Genomic DNA, 22,549 nt, shown 5'->3' on the forward strand with positions numbered 1-22,549 from the left:
CCCGTGATGTTTCCGCCACGTTTCCGTCCCGCACTTCCCCGCTCCGGGTAGTGCGCGAACGCCACCCGGCGGGTCAGTATGTCGACCATGGAACGTCGAACGCGCACTTCAGCCCTGCGGCGCGGCCGTGCCGTGACGGCCCCGCGGCCGAGCAAGCTGTTCGACGACTACCTCGACCCCGACCGGCCGCACGCGGGCGCGTACGACGAGATGTTCAACTCCGACGAGGGCGTCCGGTCGGCGTACCGGGCGCTCTACGACTCGATCGCCCCGTCCGAGGTCGAGGACCTGACGGCCCGGTCGGAGGCGCTGGGGCGGGCGTTCGTCGACCAGGGCATCACGTTCTCGCTGTCCGGGCAGGAGCGGCCGTTCCCGCTGGACCTGATCCCGCGGATCCTCACGGCGTCGGAGTGGACCAAGCTCGAGCGCGGCATCGTGCAGCGGGTGCGGGCGATGGAGATGTTCCTCGCCGACATCTACGGCGACGCGCAGATCGTGCGGGACGGGGTGCTGCCGCGGCGGCTGATCACGTCCTGCGAGCACTTCCACCGGGAGGCGACGGGGATCAACCCGCCCAACGGGGTGCGCGTCCACGTGTCCGGGGTGGACCTGGTGCGCGACGAGGACGGCGTGTTCCGGGTGCTGGAGGACAACCTGCGCTGCCCGTCCGGGGTGTCGTACGTGATGGAGAACCGCCGGACGATGGCGCGGGTGTTCCCCGACCTGTTCGCGCGGCACCGGGTGCGGGCGGTCGGCGACTACGCGGTGCACCTGCTGCGGGCGCTGCGCAACGCGGCGGCGCCGAACGCGGCCGACCCGAACGTCGTCGTGCTGACGCCCGGCGTGGCGAACTCGGCGTACTTCGAGCACTCGCTGCTCGCGCGGCAGATGGGCGTGGAACTGGTCGAGGGGCGTGACCTGTTCTGCCGCGACAACCTCGTCTACCTGCGCACGACCGAGGGCGAGCGGCAGGTGGACGTGATCTACCGCCGCATCGACGACGACTTCCTCGACCCGGTGCACCTGCGGCCGGACTCCGTCCTCGGGGTCGCCGGGCTCCTCAACGCCGCCCGCGCGGGCAACGTCGTCATCGCCAACGCCGTGGGCAACGGCGTCGCGGACGACAAGCTCGTCTACACCTACATGCCGGAGATCGTGCAGTACTACCTGGGCGAGAAGCCGCTGCTGCCGAACGTGGACACGTTCCGCTGCTGGCTGCCCGACGAGTGCTCCTCCGTGCTCGACCACCTCGACGAGCTGGTCGTGAAGCCCGTCGAGGGCTCCGGCGGGTACGGGATCGTGTTCGGCCCGTACGCGACGACCAGGGAGCTGAACTCGCTGCGCAAGCGGATCAGGTCCAACCCGCGGGGCTGGATCGCGCAGCCGGTGGTGCAGCTCTCGACGGTGCCGACCAAGATCGGCGACCGGCTGGTGCCGCGGCACGTCGACCTGCGGCCGTTCGCGGTCAACGACGGCGACTCCATCTTCGTCCTGCCGGGCGGGCTGACGCGGGTGGCGCTGCCGAGGGGCAGCCTGGTCGTGAACTCCTCGCAGGGCGGCGGGTCGAAGGACACGTGGGTGCTCGCGCCGCGGTCGTCCACCGTGGAGCGCGAACTGGCGGAGCCGGGGCTCGCGGGTGCGGGGAAGGTGGCCGCCATCGCCGCCGAGCAGGGGCCGGAGCTGTCCAGCTCCCAGCAACAGCAGCAACAGCAGCAGCAGCTTTCGCACCGGACCGGGGAGGCCTGATGCTCGCTCGCAACGCGGAGTCGCTGTACTGGATCGGGCGGTACGTCGAACGCGCGGACGACACGGCCCGCATCCTCGACGTCTCGGTGCACCAGCTGCTGGAGGACGCGACCGTCGACCCCGACGCGACCAGCCGCCAGCTGCTGGCCGTGCTGGGCATCGAGCCGCCGGACGACGGCAAGGTCCTGGACGTGTGGTCGCTGACCGAGCTGGTGGCGTACTCCGGGGACAACGCCGGGTCGATCGTCGCGTCGGTCAGCAGCGCGCGGGAGAACACCAAGGGCGCCCGCGAGGTCGTGTCGAGCGAGATGTGGGAGTGCCTCAACACGATGTACAACGCGGTGCCCGAGCGGCAGCGCTACGCCCGCACGGTCGGCCCGCACGCGTTCTTCTCGTTCGTCGAGGAGCGCGCGGCGATGTTCGCCGGGCTCGCCGACTCGACGATGAGCCGCGACGACGGCTGGCGCTTCCTCGTCCTCGGCCGCTCGGTGGAGCGCGTCGACATGATCGTCCGGCTGCTGCTCTCCCGCGTCGGCGACAAGGCGTCCTCCCCCGGCTGGGTCACGGTGCTGCGCTCGGCGGGCGCGCACGACACGTACCTGCGCACCTACCGGGGCGCGCTGGACGCGGGCCGGGTCGTGCAGTTCCTGCTGCTCGACCGGCTGTTCCCGCGCTCGGTGTTCCACGCGCTGCGGCAGGCGGAGTCGTGCCTGGAGCACCTCGACCACCAGCCCAGCGTGCGGGTCGGGGCGCGCGCCGAGGCGCTGCGGCTGCTCGGCCAGGCCCGCAGCGACCTGGAGTTCCTGCGCCCCCACGACCTCCTCGACGACCTGCCGCGCAGGCTCGAGGCGCTCCAGGCGACCGTCCGCGACGTCGGCGAAGCCGTGTCGTTGCAGTACTTCCACTCCGTGCCGTGGGTGGCGTGGACCAACGCGGAGGTGACCTCGTGAGCTGGCGGGTGCGGGTGGTGCACACCACCGGGTACCGGTACGCCCTGCCGGTCACCCAGTCCTACAACGAGGCGCGGCTGACCCCGCGCGGCGACCGGCGGCAGAACGTCGTCGTCAGCCGGGTCGAGACCACGCCCGCGACCAGGTCCTACCGGTACACCGACTACTGGGGCACCGAGGTCACGTCGTTCGACCTGCACGCCCCGCACGTGGAGCTGAAGGTCGTCGCGTCGTCGGTCGTGGAGACCGGCGAGGAGAACGAGCCGATCCGCTCCGGCGGCTGGGCGGACCTGAAGGCCGACGCGCTGGTCGACCGGTACACGGAGTTCCTGGACTGGACGCCGTACGTGCCGAAGGACAAGGAGCTCGCGGCCGTCGCGCGTGACCTGCGCAGGGGCGCGACCCCGGCGGACGCGGTGCTCGCCGCGTGCCACTGGGTGCACGAGCAGCTCAAGTACCAGCCCGGCTCGACCGGCGTGCACAGCTCCGCGGTCGACGCGTGGCGCGCCCGCGAGGGCGTCTGCCAGGACTTCGCGCACCTCACGCTGGTGCTGCTGCGGGCGATGGGCGTCCCGTCGCGGTACGTCTCCGGCTACCTGCACACCAAGCCGGACGGCGCTGTGCGGGAGACCGTGCGCGGCGAGAGCCACGCGTGGGTCGAGGCCTGGACGGGAGGCTGGTGGGGGTACGACCCGACCAACGCCATCCCGGTCGGGCCGAGGCACATCTGGGTGGCCCTGGGCAGGGACTACGCCGACGTGGCACCCCTCAAGGGCACCTACTCCGGGGGCGACGCCTCGGCCCTGGACGTGACGGTGGAAGTTACCCGTTTGGCTTGAACCCCTACCGCGTCCCATCCGTAGTCAGGGGCATGCGCCTCCTTCGATCTGCTGCCGCGTCGCTGGTCGTTGTCTTCGCCGCGCTCGCCCTGCCCCTGGCCGGAACCGCGACCGGCCAGCCGGTGAACACCGAGGTCGAGCAGACCCAGTGGGGGCCGCTTGACGCAGCGGCCCGCGACATGTTGGTGAAGGTCCGCCTCGCGGGCCTCTGGGAAGGCCCGGCGGGCCAGATGGGGGTGGAGAAGTCGGCCAACCCCCTCGTGCAGGAGGCGGGTCGGCACCTGATCGAGGGGCACACCGACCTCGACGCCCGCGTGATCGAACTGGGCAAGATGCTCAACGTCCCCCTGCCCACGACGCCCAACGCCGACCAGCAGGGCTGGCTCCGCGAGATGACCGCGGCCCCCGCGGGCAGCGAGGAGTTCGACAAGATCTACGCCAACCGGCTCCGCGCCGCGCACGGCAAGGTCTACATCTTCCTGTCGCAGGTGCGCGCGGGCACCCGCAACACCCTGATCCGCGACTACGCCGACGTCTGCATGCGCACGGTGCTCGACCACATCACGGTGCTGGAGAAGACCGGCAAGGTCGACTTCACCGACACCAAGAACATCCCGATCGCGACGATCGCGCCCGCGGCGGGCGCCGCCGCCCCGCAGGTCAAAGCCGCGGTCGGCCCGGAGATGAGCATGCCGCTCATCCTGGTGATCGGCGGTGTCCTGATCGTGGTGACGCTGGTCGGGCTCAGGATGCTCCTCGGGGGCCGCGCCAAGCAGCGGTTCCGCGGCTAGCACCCCTCGGTCCAGCGGTTCGACGTCCCGCTGGGCGGATCCCCCCGCGCCTCGCCCGGCGCGGGGGGATCCGACCGGTGGACGGGGTCAGCGCCAGCCGTGGCGCGAGCGCAGGACGTCGACGACCGTGCTGAACCGCTCCGGCTCCAGCACGGAGCCCTCGCGGCGGATGTCGTGCTCGTCCAGCTCGAACACGCGGTCCAGCCGCAGGTAGGAGTGCCGCCCGTCGCGGTCCCACCGGCCGGAGCCGAGGTCGGCCCAGTCGTCCAGCTCGTGGCCGTCCGGCTCCTTGCTGGACAGCATCAGGCCGAGCAGCGAGCGCCGGTGCCTGCCCACGACCAGCAGCGGGCGGTCCTTGCCCCGCTCGGGGTCCTCCTCGAAGGGCACCCACGCCCACACGATCTCGCCCGGATCGGCCAGGCCGTCCAGGTCGGGGGAGTACTCCAGGGTGGCGGCGACAGCGGCCGAGTGCACCTCGCGGACCGCGCCCTTGAGCGGGCGGGCGTCCTCTCCATTTGCGAACACCGGCAGAGCTTATGGCCTGCGTCTCACATGAGCAGGTAAAAGCGGGTTCGCGCGCCATGAGATGATGTGGTGTCCCCCGTCCTAATGCGCGAGGAACTTGAGTGACCACGTTCGCCGACAAGACGTTCACGCCTCCGGACCTCATCCGGAACTTCTGCATCATCGCTCACATCGACCACGGCAAGTCGACCCTGGCCGATCGGATGTTGCAGATCACCGGCGTCGTCGACCCGAGGTTGATGCGCGCCCAGTACCTGGACCGCATGGACATCGAGCGCGAGCGCGGGATCACGATCAAGGCGCAGAACGTGCGCCTGCCGTGGCAGGTGGCGGACAAGCCGCACGTGCTGCACATGATCGACACGCCCGGCCACGTGGACTTCACCTACGAGGTGTCCCGAGCGCTGGAGGCCTGCGAGGGCGCCGTGCTGCTGGTGGACGCCGCGCAGGGCATCGAGGCCCAGACGCTGGCGAACCTCTACCTGGCGCTGGAGAACGACCTCGCGGTCATCCCGGTGCTGAACAAGATCGACCTCCCGGCGGCCGACCCGGACAAGTACGCCAAGGAGATCGCGCACATCATCGGGTGCGAGCCCGAGGAGGTGCTGCGGGTCTCGGCGAAGACCGGGTTCGGCGTCCAGGAGCTGCTCGACGAGGTCGTGCTGAAGGTGCCGCCGCCCGTGGGCGACGCCGACGCCCCGGCCCGCGCGATGATCTTCGACTCGGTCTACGACACCTACCGCGGCGTCGTGACCTACATCCGCGTCGTGGACGGCAAGATCACCCCGCGCGAGCGGATCAAGATGATGTCGACCGGCGCGGTGCACGAGATCCTGGAGGTCGGGATCATCTCGCCCGAGCCCAAGCCCAGCGTGGGTCTGGGCGTCGGCGAGGTGGGCTACCTGATCACCGGCGTGAAGGACGTCCGCCAGTCGAAGGTCGGCGACACCGTCACCTCCGAGCGCAAGGGCGCGACCGAGCCGCTGGCCGGCTACCGCGAGCCCCGGCCGATGGTCTACTCCGGCCTGTACCCGGTCGACGGCTCGGACTACCCGGAGCTGCGCGAGGCGCTGGACAAGCTCCAGCTCAACGACGCCGCGCTGACCTACGAGCCGGAGACGTCGGCGGCGCTGGGCTTCGGCTTCCGCTGCGGCTTCCTCGGCCTGCTGCACCTGGAGATCACCCGCGACCGGCTGGAGCGGGAGTTCGGGCTCGACCTGATCTCCACCGCGCCCAACGTGGTCTACCGCGTGGTCATGGAGGACGGCGCCGTGCACACGGTGACCAACCCGTCCGACTGGCCGGACGGCAAGATGGCCGACATCTACGAGCCGGTCACCAAGTGCACGATCATCGCGCCCAGCGACTACATCGGCGCGATCATGGAGCTGTGCCAGAGCAAGCGCGGCCAGCTCGGTGGCATGGACTACCTGTCCGAGGACCGCGTCGAGCTGCGCTACACGATGCCGCTCGGCGAGATCATCTTCGACTTCTTCGACAACCTGAAGTCCCGCACCCGCGGCTACGCGTCGCTGGACTACGAGGAGTCGGGCGAGCAGAGCTCGGAGCTGGTCAAGGTCGACATCCTGCTCCAGGGCGAGGCCGTCGACGCGTTCAGCGCCATCTGCCACAAGGACTCGGCGTACGGCTACGGCACGCGGATGGCGTCGAAGCTGCGCGAGCTGATCCCCCGCCAGCAGTTCGAGATCCCGATCCAGGCCGCCATCGGTTCACGGGTGATCGCGCGCGAGAACATCCGCGCGATCCGCAAGGACGTCCTCGCCAAGTGCTACGGCGGTGACATCACCCGCAAGCGCAAGCTGCTGGAGAAGCAGAAGGTCGGCAAGAAGCGCATGAAGATGGTCGGGCGCGTCGAGGTGCCGCAGGAGGCCTTCGTGGCGGCGCTGTCGACCGACGACGACAAGAAGAAGAAGTAGTAGTCCGAGCCCCATCGGAAGCGCCGTGCGCCACCAGCGCGCGGCGCTTTCGCGTGTCCCGCGACGACGAAGGCCACCCTCGGCAGCGTTGCCGGGGTGGCCTCTGGGTGGGACGTCGAACCTGCTGTCAGATCACGGCCCTCGGAACGGGCGCGCAGACGCGTTCGACGGTGAACGGCCTAGCCGTCAGTTCCCGGTGCGGATGATCCGCTCCATCGACTGGCTGTGCAGGATCGCCTTGATCTCGGCGGCGTCCTCGGAGTCGTGCCGGTCCAGCATGGCGTCCAGGTCCAGCCGGTCGCTCGGGGTGTTGTAGCTGGCCAACTGCCGTTCGAGGCTCTGGCGGCTCCGCCGGGCCGCGCGGCGGCTCGACAGGCTGGTGCGCAGTGTCCTGATGGCGGTGGTGGGGTGTGTCATCTCGTCCTTCGACTAGTGGTGCTCGGTCTTCGTGCACCACCCATCCTTCACCTTTTTTCGCCCTTCTGCATCGATTCCGAGGGTGATCTGTCTCGCAGGACGCCGTTACCTGTGGTATACGGCACGTTCACCCGTTCTCGTAGTAGTCCAGCAGTCGCAGGGCGGTCTCGTACTTCTCGCGCAGGCGCTCGCGCTCGGCCGGTTCGAGCAGCGCCGTCCGGTCCGGCGACAGGTTGTCGGAGATGTCCGCGCGCTTCACCGCCAGTGCGATCGGGTCGGCGGCGACCCTGGCGAGGTAGGCCGACTGGGGCTCGTCGGGGAAGTGGGTCAACGCCTCCACCGCCCGCACGACGATCGACGGGCACTCCAGTTCGACCAGTTCGTCGAGCGTGACGGTCGTGTCCTCGACGACGTCGTGCAGCACGGCCGCCATCTGCTCGGCGACACCGTCCACGTGGGTCATGACCCGCAGCGGGTGGTCGATGTAGGGGTTGCCCGACTTGTCGACCTGGCCCTCGTGCGCCCGACGGGCGAGGTTGACGGCATCCGGGAGCGTGAACGTCATGATCTTCCTCCGACCTCCACGGTCGGATGACCGTGTTGCTGTCCTGTGGCCTGCATTCCCAGTCCACCACGGGATAAACGCCCACCGGTCCGTTTCAGGCCGTTCGGCCCAACCGCCGCGGAGCTTTCGGCCCAACGCGTTCGGAAACCTTGACAGGCGCTAGTGGTCTAGTCCATTTTTCGGGTGGCCCACATCACGTGTCCGGGCCGCGGCCGCCGAGTGGATCTGGTGAGGTGCACGTGGGTACGAAGACGAGACGAGCGCTGGTCGCTGTGCTGAGCGCGCTCGTGGCCTTCGCGGGCCTTGGCTTGATCGTCGTGGGCAACGCGTCCGCGGCGAACCTGGTGGGCAACTTCGGCTTCGAGGCCGGGAACACCAGTTCGTGGACCTGTTCGGGCGGCGCCTCCGCGGTGTCCAGCCCGAAGCGCTCCGGGTCGTTCGCGCTGTCCGGCGCCCCCGCGGGGCAGGACAACGCGCGCTGCTCGCAGACCGTGACCGTGGTGCCGAACACCGCGTACAAGCTGTCCGCCTGGGTGCAGGGCAGCTACACCTACCTCGGTGCCACCGGCACGAGCACGGGTGAGAAGAGCACCTGGACGCCCGGCTCGGGCTCGTGGACGCAGCTGTCGCTGGACTTCACCAGCGCGTCGGCGACCACGGTGACCATCTACCTGCACGGCTGGTACGGCCAGCCCGCGTACTTCGCCGACGACGTCGCCGTGGACGGTCCGGGCACCCCGCCCACGACGACCTCCACCACCACGACGACCACGACGACGACCACCACCACGACCACGACGACGCCCGGCCAGCCCGGGACGTCGCTGCCGAAGCACGTGCTCACGGGCTACTGGCAGAACTTCAACAACGGCGCCAGGGTCTTGAAGATCGCCGACGTGCCCACCACCTACGACATCATCGCGGTCTCGTTCGCCGACGCGGTCCCCGGTACGCCGGGCGCGGTGACGTTCGCCCTCGACCCCGGCCTGTCCAGCGCGCTGGGCGGCTACACCGACGCGCAGTTCAAAGCGGACATCCGGACCGTGAAGGCCCGTGGCCAGAAGGTGATCCTGTCGGTCGGCGGCGAGAAGGGCACCATCGGCGTCGGTGACGCGACGGCGTCGAACAACTTCGCCACCAGCATGAACTCGCTGATCGCGAACTACGGGTTCGACGGCGTCGACATCGACCTGGAGAACGGCATCAACGCCACCCACATGGCGTCGGCGCTGCGCAAGATCCACGCGGGTGGCGGCAAGATCATCACGATGGCTCCGCAGACCATCGACATGCAGTCCACCGCGGGCGGCTACTTCCAGCTGGCGCTGGCGGTCAAGGACATCCTGACGATCGTCAACATGCAGTACTACAACTCCGGCTCGATGCTCGGCTGCGACCAGAAGGTCTACAGCCAGGGCGGGGTGGACTTCCTCACCGCGCTCGCCTGCATCCAGCTCCAGGGCGGGCTCCGCGCCGACCAGGTGGGCATCGGCCTCCCCGCGTCGACGTCGGGCGCGGGCAGCGGCTACGTCTCGCCGCAGACCGTGAACAACGCCCTGAGCTGCCTCGCCAGGGGCACGAACTGCGGCAGCTTCAAGCCGTCGACCACGTACCCGACGATCCGCGGTGCGATGACCTGGTCGATCAACTGGGACGCCAGCAACGGCTGGGCGTTCGCGAACGCCGTGGCACCGCACCTGGATTCGCTGCCGTAGCGGTTACTGTCGGGTGCATGCTGGAACGACTGGCGGTACCCGTGATCGCCGCGCCGATGGCGGGTGGCCTGTCCACCCCGAAGCTGGTCGCGGAAGTGGGGTCGGCCGGTGGCCTGGGTTTCCTGGCCGCCGGCCTGCTCACCGTCGAGGCGCTGGCAGGTCAGCTCACCGAGGTCGCCGAGCTGACCGACCGGCCCTGCGGCGTCAACCTCTTCGTGCCGGGCTCGAAGTCCACAGTGGACCTGTCGGTCTACCGCGAGCGGGTGGCCGAGCAGGCCGCGCTCGCCGGGGTCCGGCCCGGTGACCCGGTGTGGGACGACGACTCCTACGCCGCGAAGCTCGAACTGGTGCTGGCCATGCGGGTGCCGGTGGTGTCGTTCACCTTCGGCCTTCCCGACGTCGACGAGGTGCGCAGGCTGCGCGCGGCGGGCTCGTACACGGTCGTGACCGTGACGACCCCGGCCGAGGCGAGGCAGGCCGCCCAGATCGGCGCCGACGCGCTGTGCGTGCAGGGGGCGGACGCGGGCGGGCACCGCGGCACCCTCACCGACGACGGCGTCTCGCCGGGCGGCGGCGAGCTGTTCGGCACGCTCGCCGCCCTGCGGCTCGTGGCCGCCGCCGTCGACCTGCCGCTGGTCGCCGCCGGAGGGCTGGTGACCGGCGCGGACGTCGCCGCCGTCGTCACGGCCGGAGCGGTGGCCGCGCAGCTCGGCACGGCGTTCCTGCTGTGCCCCGAGGCGGGCACCGCTCCCGGCTACCGGGCGGCGCTGCGGGAGAGGAACCGCCGGACCGCCCTGACCCGCGCGTTCAGCGGCAGGCCCGCCCGAGGGCTGGTGAACCGGTTCCTCAGCGAGAACACCGCGCACGCCCCGGCCGCGTACCCGAACCTGCACCTGATGACGAAACCGATCCGCGCCACCGGTGATCCCGAACTGATGTCGCTGTGGGCGGGCCAGACCTACTCGCTGATCCAGGAGGCACCGGCCGCGGACCTGGTGCGGCGGTTGGACGACGAGGCGCGGACGGCGATCCGGAACGCCGCCGCCAGGTTCGGAGCGGAGTAGACGGTGGGCGAGCTGGCGGATGACGCGGTCGAGCTGGTCCTGGACGCCGATCCGCTGTTCGCCACCCTGCTGGGGGTCGGGGGCCGCGACGACCGGCTCCGCGACGTCAGCGAGGCGGGCGAGGCCGAGATGCGGGCTCGGGCCGTGGCGATCGGCGACCGCGCCCGAGCCGCCGCCGACCCGGACGACCCGACCCTCGCCGTCGTCCTGCACCAGGCGGACGGACTGGTGGACCGGATCGACGCGAAGCTGGTGGAGCACACCTACTCCGAGTCGTTGCTGGCCCCGGTCACCGGGCTGCTCGGCACGCTGCCGCTGGTGCGGCCGACCAGCGGTGCCGCTCAGCGCGACTACCTGGCCAGGCTCGCCGCGATCCCGGGGTTCCTCGCGCAGGTGGCCGACCGCAACCGGGCGGGCATCGCCGCCGGACGGCTCCCGCTCACGCGCCTGGTCCACTCGGCCCTGGCCAGGATCGAGCGCTACCTCGCCCACCCGCACGGCGACCCGCTGGCGAAGGTCCCGCTGGGCGACGGGCTCCTCGCCGAACGCGACCGGCTCCTCGCCGACGTGGTCCGGCCCGCGTTCGCGGACTACCGGCGGTTCGTGGTGACCGAGGTCGAGCCGCACGGCCGCTCCGACGACCGGCCGGGCCTGTGCGCGCTGCCCGGCGGCGACGCGGCGTACGCGGCCCTGGTCCGGGTGTTCACCACCACCGACCGCACCCCCGAGGAGCTGCACCGGACCGGGGTGGACCTGATCGCCCGGCTCGCCGACGAGTACGCCGCGCTGGGCTACCCGACGCTGGCCGCCGTGCGCGAGCGGATGGACACCCTGAGGTGGCGCGACGCGGAGGAGGTGCTGGCCGTCGCCCGCGGCACGATCGAGCGCGCCGAGCGCGCCGCGCCGTCGTGGTTCGGCCGCGTGCCGGTCGCGAAGTGCGTGGTGGAGCAGGTCCCCGAGGCCGACGAGCTCAACGCTCCGATGGCGTACTACATCGACCCCGCGATGGACGGGTCGCGGCCGGGCACCTACTTCGTCAACGCCCACCGGGTGCGGGAGCAGAACCGCACGACCGCCGAGTCCGTCGCCTTCCACGAAGCCGTTCCGGGGCACCACTTCCAGCTCGCGCTGCTCCAGGAGGTCGAGGGCCTGCCGCTGCTGCGCCGGGTGGCGTCGATCGAGGCGCACATCGAGGGCTGGGCGCTCTACACCGAGCGGCTCGCCGACGAGATGGGGCTCTACACCGACGACGTCGCCAGGCTGGGGATGCTCGCGAGCGACTCGATGCGGGCCGCCAGGCTGGTGGTCGACACCGGGCTGCACGCGTTCGGCTGGAGCCGCGCGCGGGTCGTGGAGTACCTGCGGGAGTTCACCGCCATGTCCGACGTGGACATCCAGTCCGAGACCGACCGGTACATCGAGATGCCGGGGCAGGCGCTCGCGTACATGGTGGGGCGCCTGGAGTTCGACCGCCTGCGCGCCGAAGCCGCCGAGCGCGCGGGGGAGCGGTTCGACCTCCGGGGGTTCCACGACCTCGTGCTCGCCAACGGCCCGCTGCCGATGGACGCGCTCGCCCGCCTGGTCGAGCGCCGGTTCCCGTGACGGAGCCCGTCCCCCCGCTGCCGTGGGACGGGGTCGAACGCGGTGCCGCCGGGCTCGGGGGGCGATTCGGGAACAAGGTCCGGCAGTCGGGTGTTGCGACCTGTCGTGAGACTCGAAGTGTGGTCGGACGTCGTGTGCCCCTGGTGCTACATCGGCAAGCGCAAGATGGAGAGCGCCCTGGAGGCGTGGGACGGCGAGCCGGTCGAGGTGCGCTGGCGCCCGTTCCAGCTCGACCCGTCGTCGCCGAACGACGGCGCTCCGATGACCGAGGCGCTGGCCGCGAAGTTCGGCGGGGCGGACGCGGTGAAGGCCGCGCACGAGCGCGTGGAGCAGGTCGCCGCGAGCGTCGGTCTGGAGTACCACCTCGGCGCGACCCGGCAGGCGAACACGCTCGACGCCCACAAGCTGATCAGCCTCGCCCACGAGCAGGGCGTCCAGGGGGCCGTGCAGGAGCGGATCTTCCGGGCGAACTTCACCGAGGGGCAGCACGTCGGCGACCCGGACGTGCTGGTGAAGCTGGCCGCCGACGCCGGCCTGACCGGGGCCGAGGAGGCGCTGCACGACGAGGCGCTGACAGCGCGGGTCCGCCAGGAGCTGGCCGAGGGCATCGGGATCGGCGTCCGCTCGGTGCCGACGTTCGTGGTCGGCAACCGCGGCGTGTCCGGCGCGCAGGACCCGTCCGTCATCCTCGAACTGCTGCGCGGGGCCTGACCACGGGCGCGCCTCCCGCGGGAGGCGCGCCCGAGAGGTCTAGCGGGTGAAGACGATCTTGCCGGAGGTCTCGCCGTCGAGCATCGACCGCAGGCCCTCCTCGGCGCGCTCCAGCGGCAGCTCCTGACCGATCCGCGGCGTCAGGTCGTTCAGCGCGCAGAACGCCAGCAGGTCGGCCAGCTCCTCCCGCGTGCCCATGGTCGAGCCGACCACGCGCAGCTGGAGGAAGAACAGCCGCTGCAACTCGGCCGCCGAGGCGTCCCCGCTGGTGGCGCCGGAGATCACCACGATGCCGCCCGGCTTGAGCGCCTTCATCGAGTGCGACCAGGTCGCCTTGCCGACGGTCTCGAACACCGCGTCCACCCGTTCGGGCAGCCGCGCGCCGGACTCGAACGAGGCGTGCGCCCCCAGCGACTCGGCGAGCGCCCGCTTCTCCTCGGTGCGCCCGGTCACCCACACCCGGAACCCGGCCGCGCGGCCCAGCTGGACCAGCGCCGTCGCCACCCCGCCGGACGCGCCCTGCACGAGCATCGTCTGGCCGGGCCGCAGCCCGGACTTCACGAACAGCATCCGGTAGGCGGTCAGCCACGCCGTGCCCATGCAGGCGGCCTCGGCGAACGACAGCCCGGCGGGCTTGGCGAGCGCGTTGCGCCTCGGGACCACGACGTGGTCGGCGAACGTGCCCTGGTGCTTCTCGGTCAGCAGGGTCCGGCCGGGGTCGAGCGTCTCGTCGCCCGACCACGCCGGGTCGCCGATCACGGAGTGCAGCACCACCTCGGTGCCGTCGTCGAGCACCCCCGCGCCGTCGCACCCCAGGATCATCGGGAACCGGTCGGCCTTGATCCCGACGCCCCGCAGCGTCCACAGGTCGTGCATGTTCAGGCTGGCCGCTCGCACCCCCACGCGCACCCAGCCCTCCGGCACCTCCGGTTCGGGACGCTCACCCACCCGCAACGCGGCAAGGGGGTCCTGCGGGCTCGGCTCGGCTGCGTAGACGGCGAACATGCAGCGAACATACCCAGCTGACCTGGGCGGCCTGCGGTGAGGCGCGTCACCGGACTAGGCTCGGTGTCGTGCTGGAGGGGATCGCGCAGTGGTGGGACGGGGTCGAGCTGTGGCTGACCCAGCTGCCCTTCGTGCTGCAATTTCCGCTGATGATGGGGCTCATGCTGCCCCTGTGCCTGGTCGTGGCCCGGCTCATCGACCGCGCGGTCGACCGCGCCTCGGCGCGCGTGACGCCCAACAAGGACGCCGAACCACCGGTCGGGGCGCTGCCGACCGACGTCCGGGAGCCCCACACGCTGCACCTCGGCGGCGGTTCGTAGGCTGGCCCGGTGACTCCTGGTAGGCGCCTCTCCGTCGCGCTCGTTGGCCTGATCGCCCTGGTCGTGTTCGGGTGGGTCTTCAAGGACCTGTCGTCGTCCTCCCCGTCCTCCGGCGGACAGCCCTCGGGCACGGTGTCCGTGAAGCCGTCCGCGCCGGGCCGGTCCACGTCGGCCGCTCCCGGCGGTGAGCAGGCGAGCCAGGAGTCCGGGCTGGCGGTCAGACCGCTGTCGAGCCTGCCCCCGGAGGCCGCGCAGACGTGGAAGCTGATCGAGCAGAACGGGCCGTTCCCGTACCCGCGCAACGACGGCGTCCAGTTCCAGAACCGCGAGAAGCGCCTGCCCGCCAAGCCCGGCGAGTACTACAAGGAGTACACGGTGCCGACCCCCGGAAGCCCGGACCGCGGAGCGCGGAGGCTGATCACGGGCACCCAGCAGGAGGTCTACTACACCTCCGACCACTACGACTCCTTCGTGATCGTGGACGTGCGGAAGTGACCGTCCAGGAGGCCGTGGAGGCGGCCCGCGACCGCGGCGCGCACCCGCACGTGCTGCGGGGCGACACCATCACCTCGCGGCACCAGGCCATCGAGGCCATCGCCGCCGCCCTGTCGTTCCCCGAGTGGTTCGGGCACAACCTGGACGCCCTCTACGACTCGCTGACCGACCTGTCGTGGCTGCCCGAGGGCGAGCACGTGCTGATCTGGCCGCGGTCGGCCGAACTGGTCCGCCACGACCCGAGGGGCGGCGAGAGCGTGAACGCCGTGCTGGACGACGCCGTGCGGCGCACCGCCGAACTCGGCGACCGCGTGCTGACGGTCGTCCGCGCGGACTGAACCGGCCTTCGCCGCCAGGCGGGGCTCGTCGTGGCGGCGCTAGCGGCCCGCCCGCCGCCACGCCACGGGCGTGACGCCGTGCGCGGTGCGGAACCGGCGGACGAAGTAGCCCGCCTCCCGGTAGCCGACCCGGCGCGCGACCTCGCCGACGGTGAGGTCCGTGTCGGCCAGCAGCCGCCGCGCCTCCCGCATCCTCCGCTCGGTGATCCACTGCTGCACCGTGCGGCCGGTGCGCCTGCCGACCACCGTGGTGAGGTGCCCGGTCGTCAGGCCGACCGCGTCCGCGACGTCCCGCAGCGAGATCGGCTCGTGGTACCGGTTCTCCACGACGTCGAAGACGGCCGCGACCAGCGGCTCCACGCCGGGGTCGCCGGGGAGGTCGACCTGGAGCCTGCCGAGCCGCACCAGCAGCAGCGTCAGGTGCGCGCGGGCGGCGTCCGCGTAGCCGTCCAGCCGCCCGGTCACCTCGGCGTCGAGGTCGGCGAGGTGCCGGGACCAGGCCTGCCGGTCGCCCGGCGGCACCCGGAACCGCTGCCCGCCGCCGCGGTGGTCACCGATGAACGGCGACAGCAGCGGGTGGGTCCGCCAGGAGACCAGCGAGGCGGAGGCCGTCGGGTCGACCGCGTCGACGGGGAAGAACACCGCCCACGCCTCGCCCCGCTCGCTCGGGTGGGTGCGGCCCGGCGCGACGACCGCGCCGGGGGCGATGACGAACGCGTCACCCGCCGCGAGTTCCCAGTCCCGGCCGTCCACGCGCAGCACGCCGTCGCCCTGCTCCACGTAGAACAGCACGAGGAAGTCGTGGGCGTGGGTGCCCAGCGAGGACGTGTGGTCCCGCAGTTCGCCGCCGGTCCAGTGCTCGACCGACACCGACGGCAGGCCCGCGGTCCGGACGTAGTCGACCAGGGGGACGCCCTGCGCCGTGCGACGCGTCGGGCGCAGAGCGCCGTCGTGATCGGAAGATAGTGCCATCAGAGCCGCACTTCATCACTTGTTGGCAGGTCAGGGCGTTGGAAGGCTAGCAGGGTCAGCCGAACTTCGTTCCTGGGAGAACACCGTGACCACAGACCGCGCCTACCTGCCCGCGATGGGCAAGCGCTCGCTGCTGCCGTTCTACGACGTGTTCAGCACGCTCCTCGGCGCCAAGGACGCCCAGTGGCAGCTCGTCGCCCAGGCCGCCCTGCCCCCTCGCGGCACCGTGCTGGAGATCGGCTGCGGCACCGGCACCGTGCTGCTGCTGGCCAAGCGCGCGGCGCCGGGTGCGACGGTGATCGGCCTCGACCCCGACCCGGACGCGCTCGCGCTCGCCCGGCGCAAGGCGGCCCGCGCCGGGGTGGACATCGGGCTCGACCGGGGTTTCGCCGACGAGCTCCCGCACGCCGACGGCAGCGTCGACCGGGTGCTGTCGGCGTTCATGCTCCACCACCTGCCCGCGGCCCAGAAGGTCGACGCGCTCCGCGAGGTCCGCCGGGTGCTGGCACCGGGCGGCAGCCTGCACCTGCTCGACTTCGACCACCAGGAGCCCGCGCCTGCGCACCGGCTGTTCTGGTCGAAGCGCGGTCACGGTCACGGGCACCCGCTCGGCGAGACCGCGGTGGCGCTGATGGCCGAGGCGGGCCTGCGCGACGCCGCGGAGGTGAGCAGGGGGAGGTCGTTCCCAGGCGGTTTCGCGCACTACCGGGCGTCTCGGTAACGGCGTGATCTCGGTCGGCGAGCGGGTCGGCGGGGCGACCAGGACAGTGTCGTCCCATGAATCCGCTTCGCCTCGCAGCGCTCCTGACCACCGCCGCCACGGTCGCCGTCCTCGGTTCCGCGCCCGCCTTCGCCGCCTCCGAACCGGGGTGCGACCACGAGCGCCCCATCACGCCGTTCGACGTCGCCGGAGGCGACAACCCGGTCGTCACGGTGACCGGCCGGGTCGTCGAACTCCGAGCGTCGAACACAACCCAGTGCGCCTGGGGGCGCATCTCCGGCGGGACGAACGGCGAGGAGGTCTGGACCGACCGCCGCAAGCCCGACGGCTCCGACTACCAGGGTTTCCTCGGCTACACCCGCATCGACCACGGGGACGGCAAGCACACCGACGCGTTCAAGAACGACAACCGGCTGATGCGCGCCTGCGGCTCCTCGCAGGGGCACATCGAGTGCACCGGCTGGTTCTAGCCCTCCTCGGTCGGAACCCAGGAGGGTGTGCGCTTCTCGACGAACGCCGCGATGCCCTCCTGGCCCTCGGGTCCGCCGAAGTGCCGCGCCGACAGCTCCAGCATGTCCGCGAACACCTCGCCCAGGTTCGACCGGCGCGGCTCCTGGAGCATCTGCTTGGTCGCCGCCAGCGCTCCCGGCGCGCCCAGCGCCAGCATGTCCGCGTAGCGCCGCACCTCGGCGTCCAGCTCGTCGGCGGGCACGGACGAGTTGATCAGCCCGATGTCCTTCGCCCTGGCCGCGCCGAACGCCTCACCGGTGAGGAACAGCTCGTGCGCGGCACGGGGGAGCAGCCGGGGCAGCACCGTCACGGAGATCACCGCGGGCACCACGCCGATGCGCACCTCGCTGAACGCGAACGTCGCGTTCTCGGCCGCCACGGCGATGTCGCAGGCCGCCACGATCCCGACCCCACCCGCCCGCGCCGGACCGGCCAGCCGGGCGACGACCGGCTTCGGACTGGTCCGGATCCGCTCCAGGATCGCCGGGAACTCGTTCACCCCCTGCTCGTTCGCGGTCGTCCCGCCCGCTTCCTTGAGGTCCATGCCGGAGCAGAACACGGTGCCCGTGTGGCTCAGCACGACCACCCGCACGGCGTCGTCGGCCGTCGCGGTCCTCAGGTGGGCGATCAGTTCGGCCCGCAGCCGGGCGGAGAGCGCGTTGCGGTTGTGGGGGGAGTCCAGCGTGATCGTCGCGATGCCGCGCCGCACCTCGTAGTGGACCAGCTCGTCTGCCATGACCCGCACTCTACGATCCCCGGCCCCGGTGCCCGTGGGGCTCGGGGTGGGGCACGCGATCGGGCGAGTCGGTTCTCGCGGTGTCGGTGCGCGGCTGCCTTTCCTCCGGGGGAGAGGAGGTGAGCCTCCAGCGCGGGTCTTGAGTGGATTGACAGCAGTCTGTCAACATGACAGGCTGCTGTCATGAAATCGACGGTGCACCTCGGGGTTTACGACACGCTCGCCGACTGGGAGTTCGGGTTCGCCACGGCGGCGATCAACACGCCCGACTGGCAGCTCTCCCCCGGTCGCCACGAGATCCGCACGGTGGGGCTGACGTTCGACACCGTCACGTCCGCGGGCGGGTTGCGGATCACGCCCGACACCGTCCTGGCCGACCTCGACCCGGCCGACAGCGCGATGCTGATCCTCCCCGGCGCGGGCCTGTGGGCGTCCGGTGCGCTCGCCCCGTTCGCCGCCGCCGCGCGCGGCTTCCTCTCCTCCGGCGTCCCGGTCGCGGCGATCTGCGGCGCCACGACCGGCCTGGCCGCCGAGGGCCTGCTCGACGACCGCGACCACACCGGCAACGCCGTCGAGGAACTGGTCCACGTGCCCGGCTACGGCGGTGCGGACCGCTTCCGGGCCGTGCGGGCGCACACCGACCGCGGGCTCATCACGGCGGGGGCGGCCGGTGCGGTCGAGTTCGCGCGCGAGATCTTCGCCGAGCTGGACCTGTACTCGCCCGAGGTCCTCCAGGCCTGGTACGGCCTGTTCAGCACCGGGGACCCGGCCTGGTTCGGGAAGCTGATGGCGGCGGCGTCGTGATCGCACCGCGGTCCGAGGCCGGTGACGTGCTGACCGACGTGGTCATGCGGACGTTCCGGCTGTACGGGGGGTTCCTGGAGGCGGCCGAGGTGATGACCAAACCGGTCGGGCTCACGGCGGCGTGGTGGCAGGTGCTCGGGGCGGTGCTGCGGGAACCGCTGTCGGTGTCCGGGATCGCGCGGGAGATGGGGCTGACCCGGCAGAGCGTGCAGCGCATCGCGGACCTGTTGGTGGACAGGGGTTTGGCCGAGTACCTGCCGAACCCGGCGCACCGGCGGGCGAAGCTGTTCCGGCCGACCGGGGCGGGGTACGCGGCCGTGGAGAGCCTGCGCGAGGCGCAGTACGCGTGGGCCAACCGGATCACGGCATCCGTTGGGGCGCAGGAGTTGCGGGTGGCGCTGGACGTGATGGACCGGCTGGTGGCGAACCTGGACGCGGACCGGGGGCGACTTCACGAGGTCGAGTGAATTTCCGACCTTCTATGACCACCGGTCCCCAAATACGCTCATGGCCATGACAACACGGTCACGTGGCGGGAGGTCTGGTGTGGACGGTATCGGTGGATCTGTTCGGGTGTCGCGGGTTCGGCTCGTGCCGGGTGTCGTGCGGGGTCTCCGGAACTCCGCACGGCACCCGACACGGTCGGATCAGCCGATGGTGGTGGTCGTCAGGATCGGGTTGGGGTCCGGGTAGCCGGTGGCCGGGGCGTCCAGCGGGATGCCGAAGGCGCTGATGCCCGCGGTGAAGGTGAGGCCCGGCGAGGTGTAGCTGCTGCCGCCCAGCTGGGTGCTGATGGCACCGGAGCCGCCCGCCACCAGGTTCAGGGTGATGGTGGGCAGTTCGAAGTCGGCGCCGCCCTTGATCGGGCCCGCGATGCTGAGCACCACGTTGTTGCCCGACAGGGCGATCGTCGGGGTGCTGCCGAGTCCGGCACCGCCGGTGGCCGTGACGGACTGGAACGTCGAGTTGGCGGGCACGGGAAGCGACAGGGTGATGGTCCTGATCTCGCGCACGGTGTAACCGGCGGCCTCGGCAGGCACCTTGTTCGGTGCCGGGTCGATGACGGCGGTGACCGCGCCACCGGGCGCGACCGTTGCCGGTGCGGTCGCGTCGATCGGTTGGTCGAGGGTGAACTCGGCGCTCTGTCCGAGCGCGGTCGCCTTCAACTTGTACGTGATCGCGTGCGGTTCGGCGGAGGCTGGTGTGCTCGTCGCGAGCAGCAGGGCCAGCGCGGCGAATACGGCTGTCTTCATGTTTCCCTCTCCCCGTTGAGGTGGGAGGGCGTCCAGCGGAAGCGGCGTGCCTTACTGACTACTTGTGAGTAGGTTTCACGTCAAGGGCCTGTCGCCTGATCGGACGAATCACGCGTATTGACGAACCTCGCTGCCCGCCAACGCCGTCGAGTAGCGGTGCAACACCAGTTCGGCCACCTCTGGATCGGCGCCCAACGGGGCCGCTACCAGGGCATCCGGTGCCAGTTCCAGCGTTCGGGAGGTGATGCGGTCCGGCAGCAGACCAGGGGCGAGGAACCACGACGCGACGGCGATGCGGGTCGCGCCGCGAGCCCTCAGGCGGGCCACGGCCGTGGGCACGTCCGGTTGGGTGGCGGAGGCGAACGCGGGTTCGACGCCCGCCCAGCCCGAGCGGGCCGCCCAGCGCGCGGCGGTCGCGGCCACGGCCGCGTTGGCGGGCGCGTGCGACGAGCCCGCGCCCGCCAGCACGATGCCGGTGGTCCGGTCGGCAGGTCGGACGCCCGCTTCGGCGAGCCTGCGCAGCGCGGCCGATTCGAGCCACGGGTCGGGACCGAGGACATCGCCGATCGTGATCGACAGCCTCGGGAACTGGCGCTGCACCTCGGCCACCGCGCCCGGCACGTCCACGCGGGCGTGGAAGGCCTTGCCCAGCAGCAGCGGCACGACGACGGCGTGCCGGTGCCCCTCGCCGTGCACGGTGCGGAGCACGTCGCCGAGCCGGGGCGCGGAGAGGTCGAGGAACGCCGGGCGGACGTCGACCGCCGGGTTGAGCACGCGGACGACGTCCAGCAGTTCCGCGACGGTCGCCGCGGACCGCGGGTCGCGGCTGCCGTGCGCGACGGCGATGAGCGGGGTCATCCGAAGGCCCCCGTCAGACCACGGGCGCGCAGCACGGCGCGTTCCAGCGGGCGGAAGAGGAGGAGTTCGATGCCGATGCCGACGAGGAGGATGAGGAAGATCGCGGCGATCACCATGGAGATGTCGTTGAGCGACTGGCCGTTGTGCAGGAACTGGCCCAGGCCGAGACCGAGCTGCGGGGAGGTCGCGATGATCTCCGCCGCCATCAGCGAGCGCCACGAGAACGCCCAGCCCTGCTTGAGACCGGCGAGGTAGCCGGGCAGCGCGGCGGGCAGCAGGATGTGCCGCGCCGACGACAGCTTGCCCGCTCCCAGCGCCTGGCCGACACGGGGGAGCAGCGGCGGGATCTGGTCGATGCCCGACACGAGGCCGTTCGCGATGGACGGCACGGAACCCATCAGCACCACGAAGTAGATCGCGGTGGGAGTGAGGCCGAACCACAGGATCGCGGCGGGCACCCACGCCACCGACGGGAGGCTCTGCAACCCGGTCAGCAGGGAACCGATGGCCGCACGGACCACCCGCACCTTGGCGATCAGCAGTCCCAGCGGGGTCGCGATGACCACGGCCACGAGGAACCCGAGCACCGCGCGCGACACCGACGTCCACAGGATCTCGCCCGCGTCGCCGGACCGCACCGTCGCCCAGATCGTGTCCCAGACGGCGGCCGGGGCGGGCAGCTGGAACTCCGGCCAGAGCGCCGAGGCCCAGAGCGCCTGCCACGTGCCGAGCAGCAGTCCGAACGCGATCAGCGGCGGCACGGCAGTGTGCAGGAACCGTTGCCAGGGCGACTTCTTCTGGTTCTGAGCGGGAGCGTCGAGCGCGTCCAGCCCGGCGCCGACCGCGGCCAGGCCGCGGTCGGTTTCGAGCGTCTCAGGAGGCTGCGGCGTGGCCACTGATCACCTCTCGCAGGTGTGCGGTGATCTCCTCGATGGAGTCCGCCTCGTCCGCACCGCTCAGGCCGTCGACGTTCCACTCCCGCACGACCCGGCCGGGGCGTGAGGACAGCAGCACGAGGCGCTGGCCGAGCCGGACGGCCTCGCGGACGTCGTGCGTGACGAACACGATGGCCGTGTTGGTCTCGCGCCACACCCGCACCAGTTCGGCCTGGAGCACGTCGCGGGTGATCGCGTCGAGCGCCGCGAACGGCTCGTCCATCAGCAGCAGGCCGGGCGTGCCCGCTTCGGCGCTGCCCAGCGTCGAGGCGAGCGCGCGGGCCAGTGCGACGCGCTGCCGCATGCCGCCGGACAGCTCGTGCGGCCGCTTGGCGCCCGACTCGCCGAGGCGGACCAGCGACAGCAGTTCGTTCGCCTTGGCGCGCCGGGCACCCCTCTTGAGCCCGGCGAGGCGCAGCGGCAGTTCGACGTTGCGCGCGGCCGTGAGCCACGGCATCAGCGCCGCTTCCTGGAACATGACGGCGGGTCGCGAGGTGGTCAGCGCGATGTCGCCCGAGGTGGGCGCGTCCAGTCCGGCGACCAGGTTCAGCAAGGTGCTCTTGCCGCAGCCCGACGCGCCCAGCAGGCACACGAACTCCCCTGGCTCGACCCGCAGGTCGACGCCGTCGAGTGCGACGACGGCGCCCGCGCCGTGGCCGAACACCTTGCGCACGCCCGACAGCGCCACGGCGGCGTTGGTGTCGGACGGGGTCGGGGCCTCAAGCGTGGCGGTCATGGTG

26 protein-coding genes are annotated in these 22,549 nt (G+C 71.6%); 16 read left to right on the forward strand and 10 right to left on the reverse strand.

What is annotated here, in order from left to right; all coding sequences use genetic code 11:
• The first annotated feature begins 78 nt into the window (after positions 1-78).
• The 4 genes from VFZ92_RS36750 to VFZ92_RS36765 are packed head-to-tail and all read left to right on the forward strand — an operon-like array spanning position 79 to position 4,326.
• Positions 79-1,746 carry a circularly permuted type 2 ATP-grasp protein gene (locus VFZ92_RS36750; protein ID WP_414720105.1) on the forward strand — a complete coding sequence of 556 codons (1,668 nt, stop codon included), beginning with the start codon at positions 79-81 and terminating at the stop codon, positions 1,744-1,746.
• Positions 1,746-2,696, forward strand: coding sequence for an alpha-E domain-containing protein (locus VFZ92_RS36755; protein WP_330881659.1), 951 nt, complete (start codon positions 1,746-1,748; stop codon positions 2,694-2,696). Before VFZ92_RS36750 ends, VFZ92_RS36755 begins: the two co-directional genes overlap by 1 nt.
• Positions 2,693-3,535, forward strand: coding sequence for a transglutaminase family protein (locus VFZ92_RS36760; protein WP_330881661.1), 843 nt, complete (start codon positions 2,693-2,695; stop codon positions 3,533-3,535). Before VFZ92_RS36755 ends, VFZ92_RS36760 begins: the two co-directional genes overlap by 4 nt.
• A gap of 32 nt (positions 3,536-3,567) precedes the next feature.
• Positions 3,568-4,326, forward strand: a complete 759-nt coding sequence (locus tag VFZ92_RS36765) for a DUF4142 domain-containing protein (protein WP_330881663.1) — start codon at positions 3,568-3,570, stop codon at positions 4,324-4,326.
• A gap of 87 nt (positions 4,327-4,413) precedes the next feature.
• On the opposite strand, the gene VFZ92_RS36770 is transcribed toward VFZ92_RS36765, so the two are convergent.
• Positions 4,414-4,851 carry a type II toxin-antitoxin system PemK/MazF family toxin gene (locus VFZ92_RS36770; protein ID WP_330881665.1) on the reverse strand — a complete coding sequence of 146 codons (438 nt, stop codon included), beginning with the start codon at positions 4,849-4,851 and terminating at the stop codon, positions 4,414-4,416.
• Positions 4,852-4,952: 101 nt separating this feature from the next.
• On the opposite strand from VFZ92_RS36770, the gene lepA reads away from it, so the two are divergent.
• Positions 4,953-6,788, forward strand: coding sequence for a translation elongation factor 4 (lepA, locus tag VFZ92_RS36775; protein WP_330881667.1), 1,836 nt, complete (start codon positions 4,953-4,955; stop codon positions 6,786-6,788).
• A gap of 186 nt (positions 6,789-6,974) precedes the next feature.
• On the opposite strand, the gene VFZ92_RS36780 is transcribed toward lepA, so the two are convergent.
• Positions 6,975-7,205, reverse strand: coding sequence for a hypothetical protein (locus VFZ92_RS36780; protein ID WP_330881669.1), 231 nt, complete (start codon positions 7,203-7,205; stop codon positions 6,975-6,977).
• A gap of 127 nt (positions 7,206-7,332) precedes the next feature.
• The gene (locus tag VFZ92_RS36785) at positions 7,333-7,770 is read right to left on the reverse strand and encodes an HD domain-containing protein (RefSeq protein ID WP_330881671.1); all 438 of its coding nucleotides are present in this window, start codon (positions 7,768-7,770) and stop codon (positions 7,333-7,335) included.
• 239 nt (positions 7,771-8,009) lie between these two features.
• Here VFZ92_RS36785 and VFZ92_RS36790 point away from each other — a divergent pair, with 239 nt between their 5' ends.
• The 4 genes from VFZ92_RS36790 to VFZ92_RS36805 all read left to right on the forward strand — a co-directional run bounded on the left by VFZ92_RS36790 (position 8,010) and on the right by VFZ92_RS36805 (position 12,862).
• A complete protein-coding gene (locus VFZ92_RS36790; protein WP_330881672.1) occupies positions 8,010-9,485 on the forward strand; it encodes a chitinase in 1,476 nt (491 codons plus the stop codon).
• Positions 9,486-9,502: 17 nt separating this feature from the next.
• Positions 9,503-10,549 carry an NAD(P)H-dependent flavin oxidoreductase gene (locus tag VFZ92_RS36795; protein ID WP_330881674.1) on the forward strand — a complete coding sequence of 349 codons (1,047 nt, stop codon included), beginning with the start codon at positions 9,503-9,505 and terminating at the stop codon, positions 10,547-10,549.
• A 3-nt stretch (positions 10,550-10,552) separates the two neighbouring features.
• Complete coding sequence (locus VFZ92_RS36800; protein ID WP_330881676.1) at positions 10,553-12,151, forward strand: DUF885 domain-containing protein; 1,599 nt, start codon at positions 10,553-10,555, stop codon at positions 12,149-12,151.
• Between the two features lie 105 nt (positions 12,152-12,256).
• The gene (locus tag VFZ92_RS36805; protein ID WP_330881678.1) at positions 12,257-12,862 is read left to right on the forward strand and encodes a DsbA family oxidoreductase; all 606 of its coding nucleotides are present in this window, start codon (positions 12,257-12,259) and stop codon (positions 12,860-12,862) included.
• A 39-nt stretch (positions 12,863-12,901) separates the two neighbouring features.
• Here the strand turns inward: VFZ92_RS36805 and VFZ92_RS36810 are convergent, their stop codons facing one another.
• A complete protein-coding gene (locus tag VFZ92_RS36810) occupies positions 12,902-13,867 on the reverse strand; it encodes a zinc-binding dehydrogenase (protein WP_330881680.1) in 966 nt (321 codons plus the stop codon).
• Between the two features lie 68 nt (positions 13,868-13,935).
• Between VFZ92_RS36810 and VFZ92_RS36815 the strand changes: the two genes are divergently transcribed.
• Genes VFZ92_RS36815 through VFZ92_RS36825 form a run of 3 tightly spaced genes read left to right on the forward strand, consistent with a single transcriptional unit; the run spans position 13,936 to position 15,020 of the window.
• The gene (locus VFZ92_RS36815) at positions 13,936-14,187 is read left to right on the forward strand and encodes a hypothetical protein (protein WP_330881682.1); all 252 of its coding nucleotides are present in this window, start codon (positions 13,936-13,938) and stop codon (positions 14,185-14,187) included.
• A 9-nt stretch (positions 14,188-14,196) separates the two neighbouring features.
• On the forward strand, positions 14,197-14,682 hold the full coding sequence (locus VFZ92_RS36820; protein WP_330881684.1) for a ribonuclease domain-containing protein: 486 nt from the start codon (positions 14,197-14,199) through the stop codon (positions 14,680-14,682).
• Positions 14,679-15,020 (forward strand): barstar family protein, encoded by a 342-nt coding sequence (locus tag VFZ92_RS36825; protein ID WP_330881686.1) that lies wholly within the window; start codon positions 14,679-14,681, stop codon positions 15,018-15,020. Before VFZ92_RS36820 ends, VFZ92_RS36825 begins: the two co-directional genes overlap by 4 nt.
• A 39-nt stretch (positions 15,021-15,059) precedes the next feature.
• Here the strand turns inward: VFZ92_RS36825 and VFZ92_RS36830 are convergent, their stop codons facing one another.
• Positions 15,060-15,992, reverse strand: a complete 933-nt coding sequence (locus tag VFZ92_RS36830) for an AraC family transcriptional regulator (protein WP_330881688.1) — start codon at positions 15,990-15,992, stop codon at positions 15,060-15,062.
• Between the two features lie 85 nt (positions 15,993-16,077).
• Between VFZ92_RS36830 and VFZ92_RS36835 the strand changes: the two genes are divergently transcribed.
• On the forward strand, positions 16,078-16,713 hold the full coding sequence (locus VFZ92_RS36835) for a class I SAM-dependent methyltransferase (protein ID WP_330881690.1): 636 nt from the start codon (positions 16,078-16,080) through the stop codon (positions 16,711-16,713).
• A 56-nt stretch (positions 16,714-16,769) separates the two neighbouring features.
• Positions 16,770-17,183 (forward strand): hypothetical protein, encoded by a 414-nt coding sequence (locus tag VFZ92_RS36840; protein ID WP_330881692.1) that lies wholly within the window; start codon positions 16,770-16,772, stop codon positions 17,181-17,183.
• Here VFZ92_RS36840 and VFZ92_RS36845 read toward each other — a convergent pair.
• On the reverse strand, positions 17,180-17,959 hold the full coding sequence (locus VFZ92_RS36845; protein WP_330881695.1) for an enoyl-CoA hydratase-related protein: 780 nt from the start codon (positions 17,957-17,959) through the stop codon (positions 17,180-17,182). The two genes, VFZ92_RS36840 and VFZ92_RS36845, sit on opposite strands and share 4 nt — an antisense overlap.
• 183 nt (positions 17,960-18,142) lie before the next feature.
• Between VFZ92_RS36845 and VFZ92_RS36850 the strand changes: the two genes are divergently transcribed.
• The gene (locus tag VFZ92_RS36850; protein WP_330881697.1) at positions 18,143-18,763 is read left to right on the forward strand and encodes a DJ-1/PfpI family protein; all 621 of its coding nucleotides are present in this window, start codon (positions 18,143-18,145) and stop codon (positions 18,761-18,763) included.
• Positions 18,760-19,230, forward strand: a complete 471-nt coding sequence (locus VFZ92_RS36855; protein ID WP_330881699.1) for a helix-turn-helix domain-containing protein — start codon at positions 18,760-18,762, stop codon at positions 19,228-19,230. Before VFZ92_RS36850 ends, VFZ92_RS36855 begins: the two co-directional genes overlap by 4 nt.
• A 180-nt stretch (positions 19,231-19,410) precedes the next feature.
• Here the strand turns inward: VFZ92_RS36855 and VFZ92_RS36860 are convergent, their stop codons facing one another.
• The 4 genes from VFZ92_RS36860 to VFZ92_RS36875 form a co-directional block, all read right to left on the reverse strand.
• Positions 19,411-20,016, reverse strand: coding sequence for a cyclase (locus tag VFZ92_RS36860; RefSeq protein WP_330881701.1), 606 nt, complete (start codon positions 20,014-20,016; stop codon positions 19,411-19,413).
• Positions 20,017-20,124: 108 nt separating this feature from the next.
• Positions 20,125-20,874, reverse strand: a complete 750-nt coding sequence (locus VFZ92_RS36865; protein ID WP_330881703.1) for a sirohydrochlorin chelatase — start codon at positions 20,872-20,874, stop codon at positions 20,125-20,127.
• Positions 20,871-21,770, reverse strand: coding sequence for an ABC transporter permease (locus VFZ92_RS36870; protein ID WP_330881705.1), 900 nt, complete (start codon positions 21,768-21,770; stop codon positions 20,871-20,873). Before VFZ92_RS36870 ends, VFZ92_RS36865 begins: the two co-directional genes overlap by 4 nt.
• Positions 21,748-22,545, reverse strand: a complete 798-nt coding sequence (locus tag VFZ92_RS36875; RefSeq protein WP_330881707.1) for an ABC transporter ATP-binding protein — start codon at positions 22,543-22,545, stop codon at positions 21,748-21,750. The genes VFZ92_RS36870 and VFZ92_RS36875 overlap by 23 nt, the downstream gene beginning before the upstream one ends.
• Positions 22,546-22,549: the final 4 nt, after the last annotated feature.

This window comes from Umezawaea sp., assembly GCF_036375055.1.
GTDB lineage: Bacteria > Actinomycetota > Actinomycetes > Mycobacteriales > Pseudonocardiaceae > Umezawaea.

What these genes read in the sequence shown, in the direction of transcription:
- VFZ92_RS36875 (WP_330881707.1), bottom strand. Translation starts at nt 22,545, where the DNA reads ATGACCGCCACGCTTGAGGCCCCGACCCCGTCCGACACCAACGCCGCC.
- VFZ92_RS36810 (WP_330881680.1), bottom strand. Translation starts at nt 13,867, where the DNA reads ATGTTCGCCGTCTACGCAGCCGAGCCGAGCCCGCAGGACCCCCTTGCC.
- VFZ92_RS36865 (WP_330881703.1), bottom strand. Translation starts at nt 20,874, where the DNA reads ATGACCCCGCTCATCGCCGTCGCGCACGGCAGCCGCGACCCGCGGTCC.
- VFZ92_RS36845 (WP_330881695.1), bottom strand. Translation starts at nt 17,959, where the DNA reads ATGGCAGACGAGCTGGTCCACTACGAGGTGCGGCGCGGCATCGCGACG.
- VFZ92_RS36840 (WP_330881692.1), top strand. Translation starts at nt 16,770, where the DNA reads ATGAATCCGCTTCGCCTCGCAGCGCTCCTGACCACCGCCGCCACGGTC.
- VFZ92_RS36830 (WP_330881688.1), bottom strand. Translation starts at nt 15,992, where the DNA reads ATGGCACTATCTTCCGATCACGACGGCGCTCTGCGCCCGACGCGTCGC.
- VFZ92_RS36755 (WP_330881659.1), top strand. Translation starts at nt 1,746, where the DNA reads ATGCTCGCTCGCAACGCGGAGTCGCTGTACTGGATCGGGCGGTACGTC.
- VFZ92_RS36765 (WP_330881663.1), top strand. Translation starts at nt 3,568, where the DNA reads ATGCGCCTCCTTCGATCTGCTGCCGCGTCGCTGGTCGTTGTCTTCGCC.
- VFZ92_RS36850 (WP_330881697.1), top strand. Translation starts at nt 18,143, where the DNA reads ATGAAATCGACGGTGCACCTCGGGGTTTACGACACGCTCGCCGACTGG.
- VFZ92_RS36860 (WP_330881701.1), bottom strand. Translation starts at nt 20,016, where the DNA reads ATGAAGACAGCCGTATTCGCCGCGCTGGCCCTGCTGCTCGCGACGAGC.
- VFZ92_RS36750 (WP_414720105.1), top strand. Translation starts at nt 79, where the DNA reads ATGTCGACCATGGAACGTCGAACGCGCACTTCAGCCCTGCGGCGCGGC.
- VFZ92_RS36795 (WP_330881674.1), top strand. Translation starts at nt 9,503, where the DNA reads ATGCTGGAACGACTGGCGGTACCCGTGATCGCCGCGCCGATGGCGGGT.
- VFZ92_RS36785 (WP_330881671.1), bottom strand. Translation starts at nt 7,770, where the DNA reads ATGACGTTCACGCTCCCGGATGCCGTCAACCTCGCCCGTCGGGCGCAC.
- VFZ92_RS36780 (WP_330881669.1), bottom strand. Translation starts at nt 7,205, where the DNA reads ATGACACACCCCACCACCGCCATCAGGACACTGCGCACCAGCCTGTCG.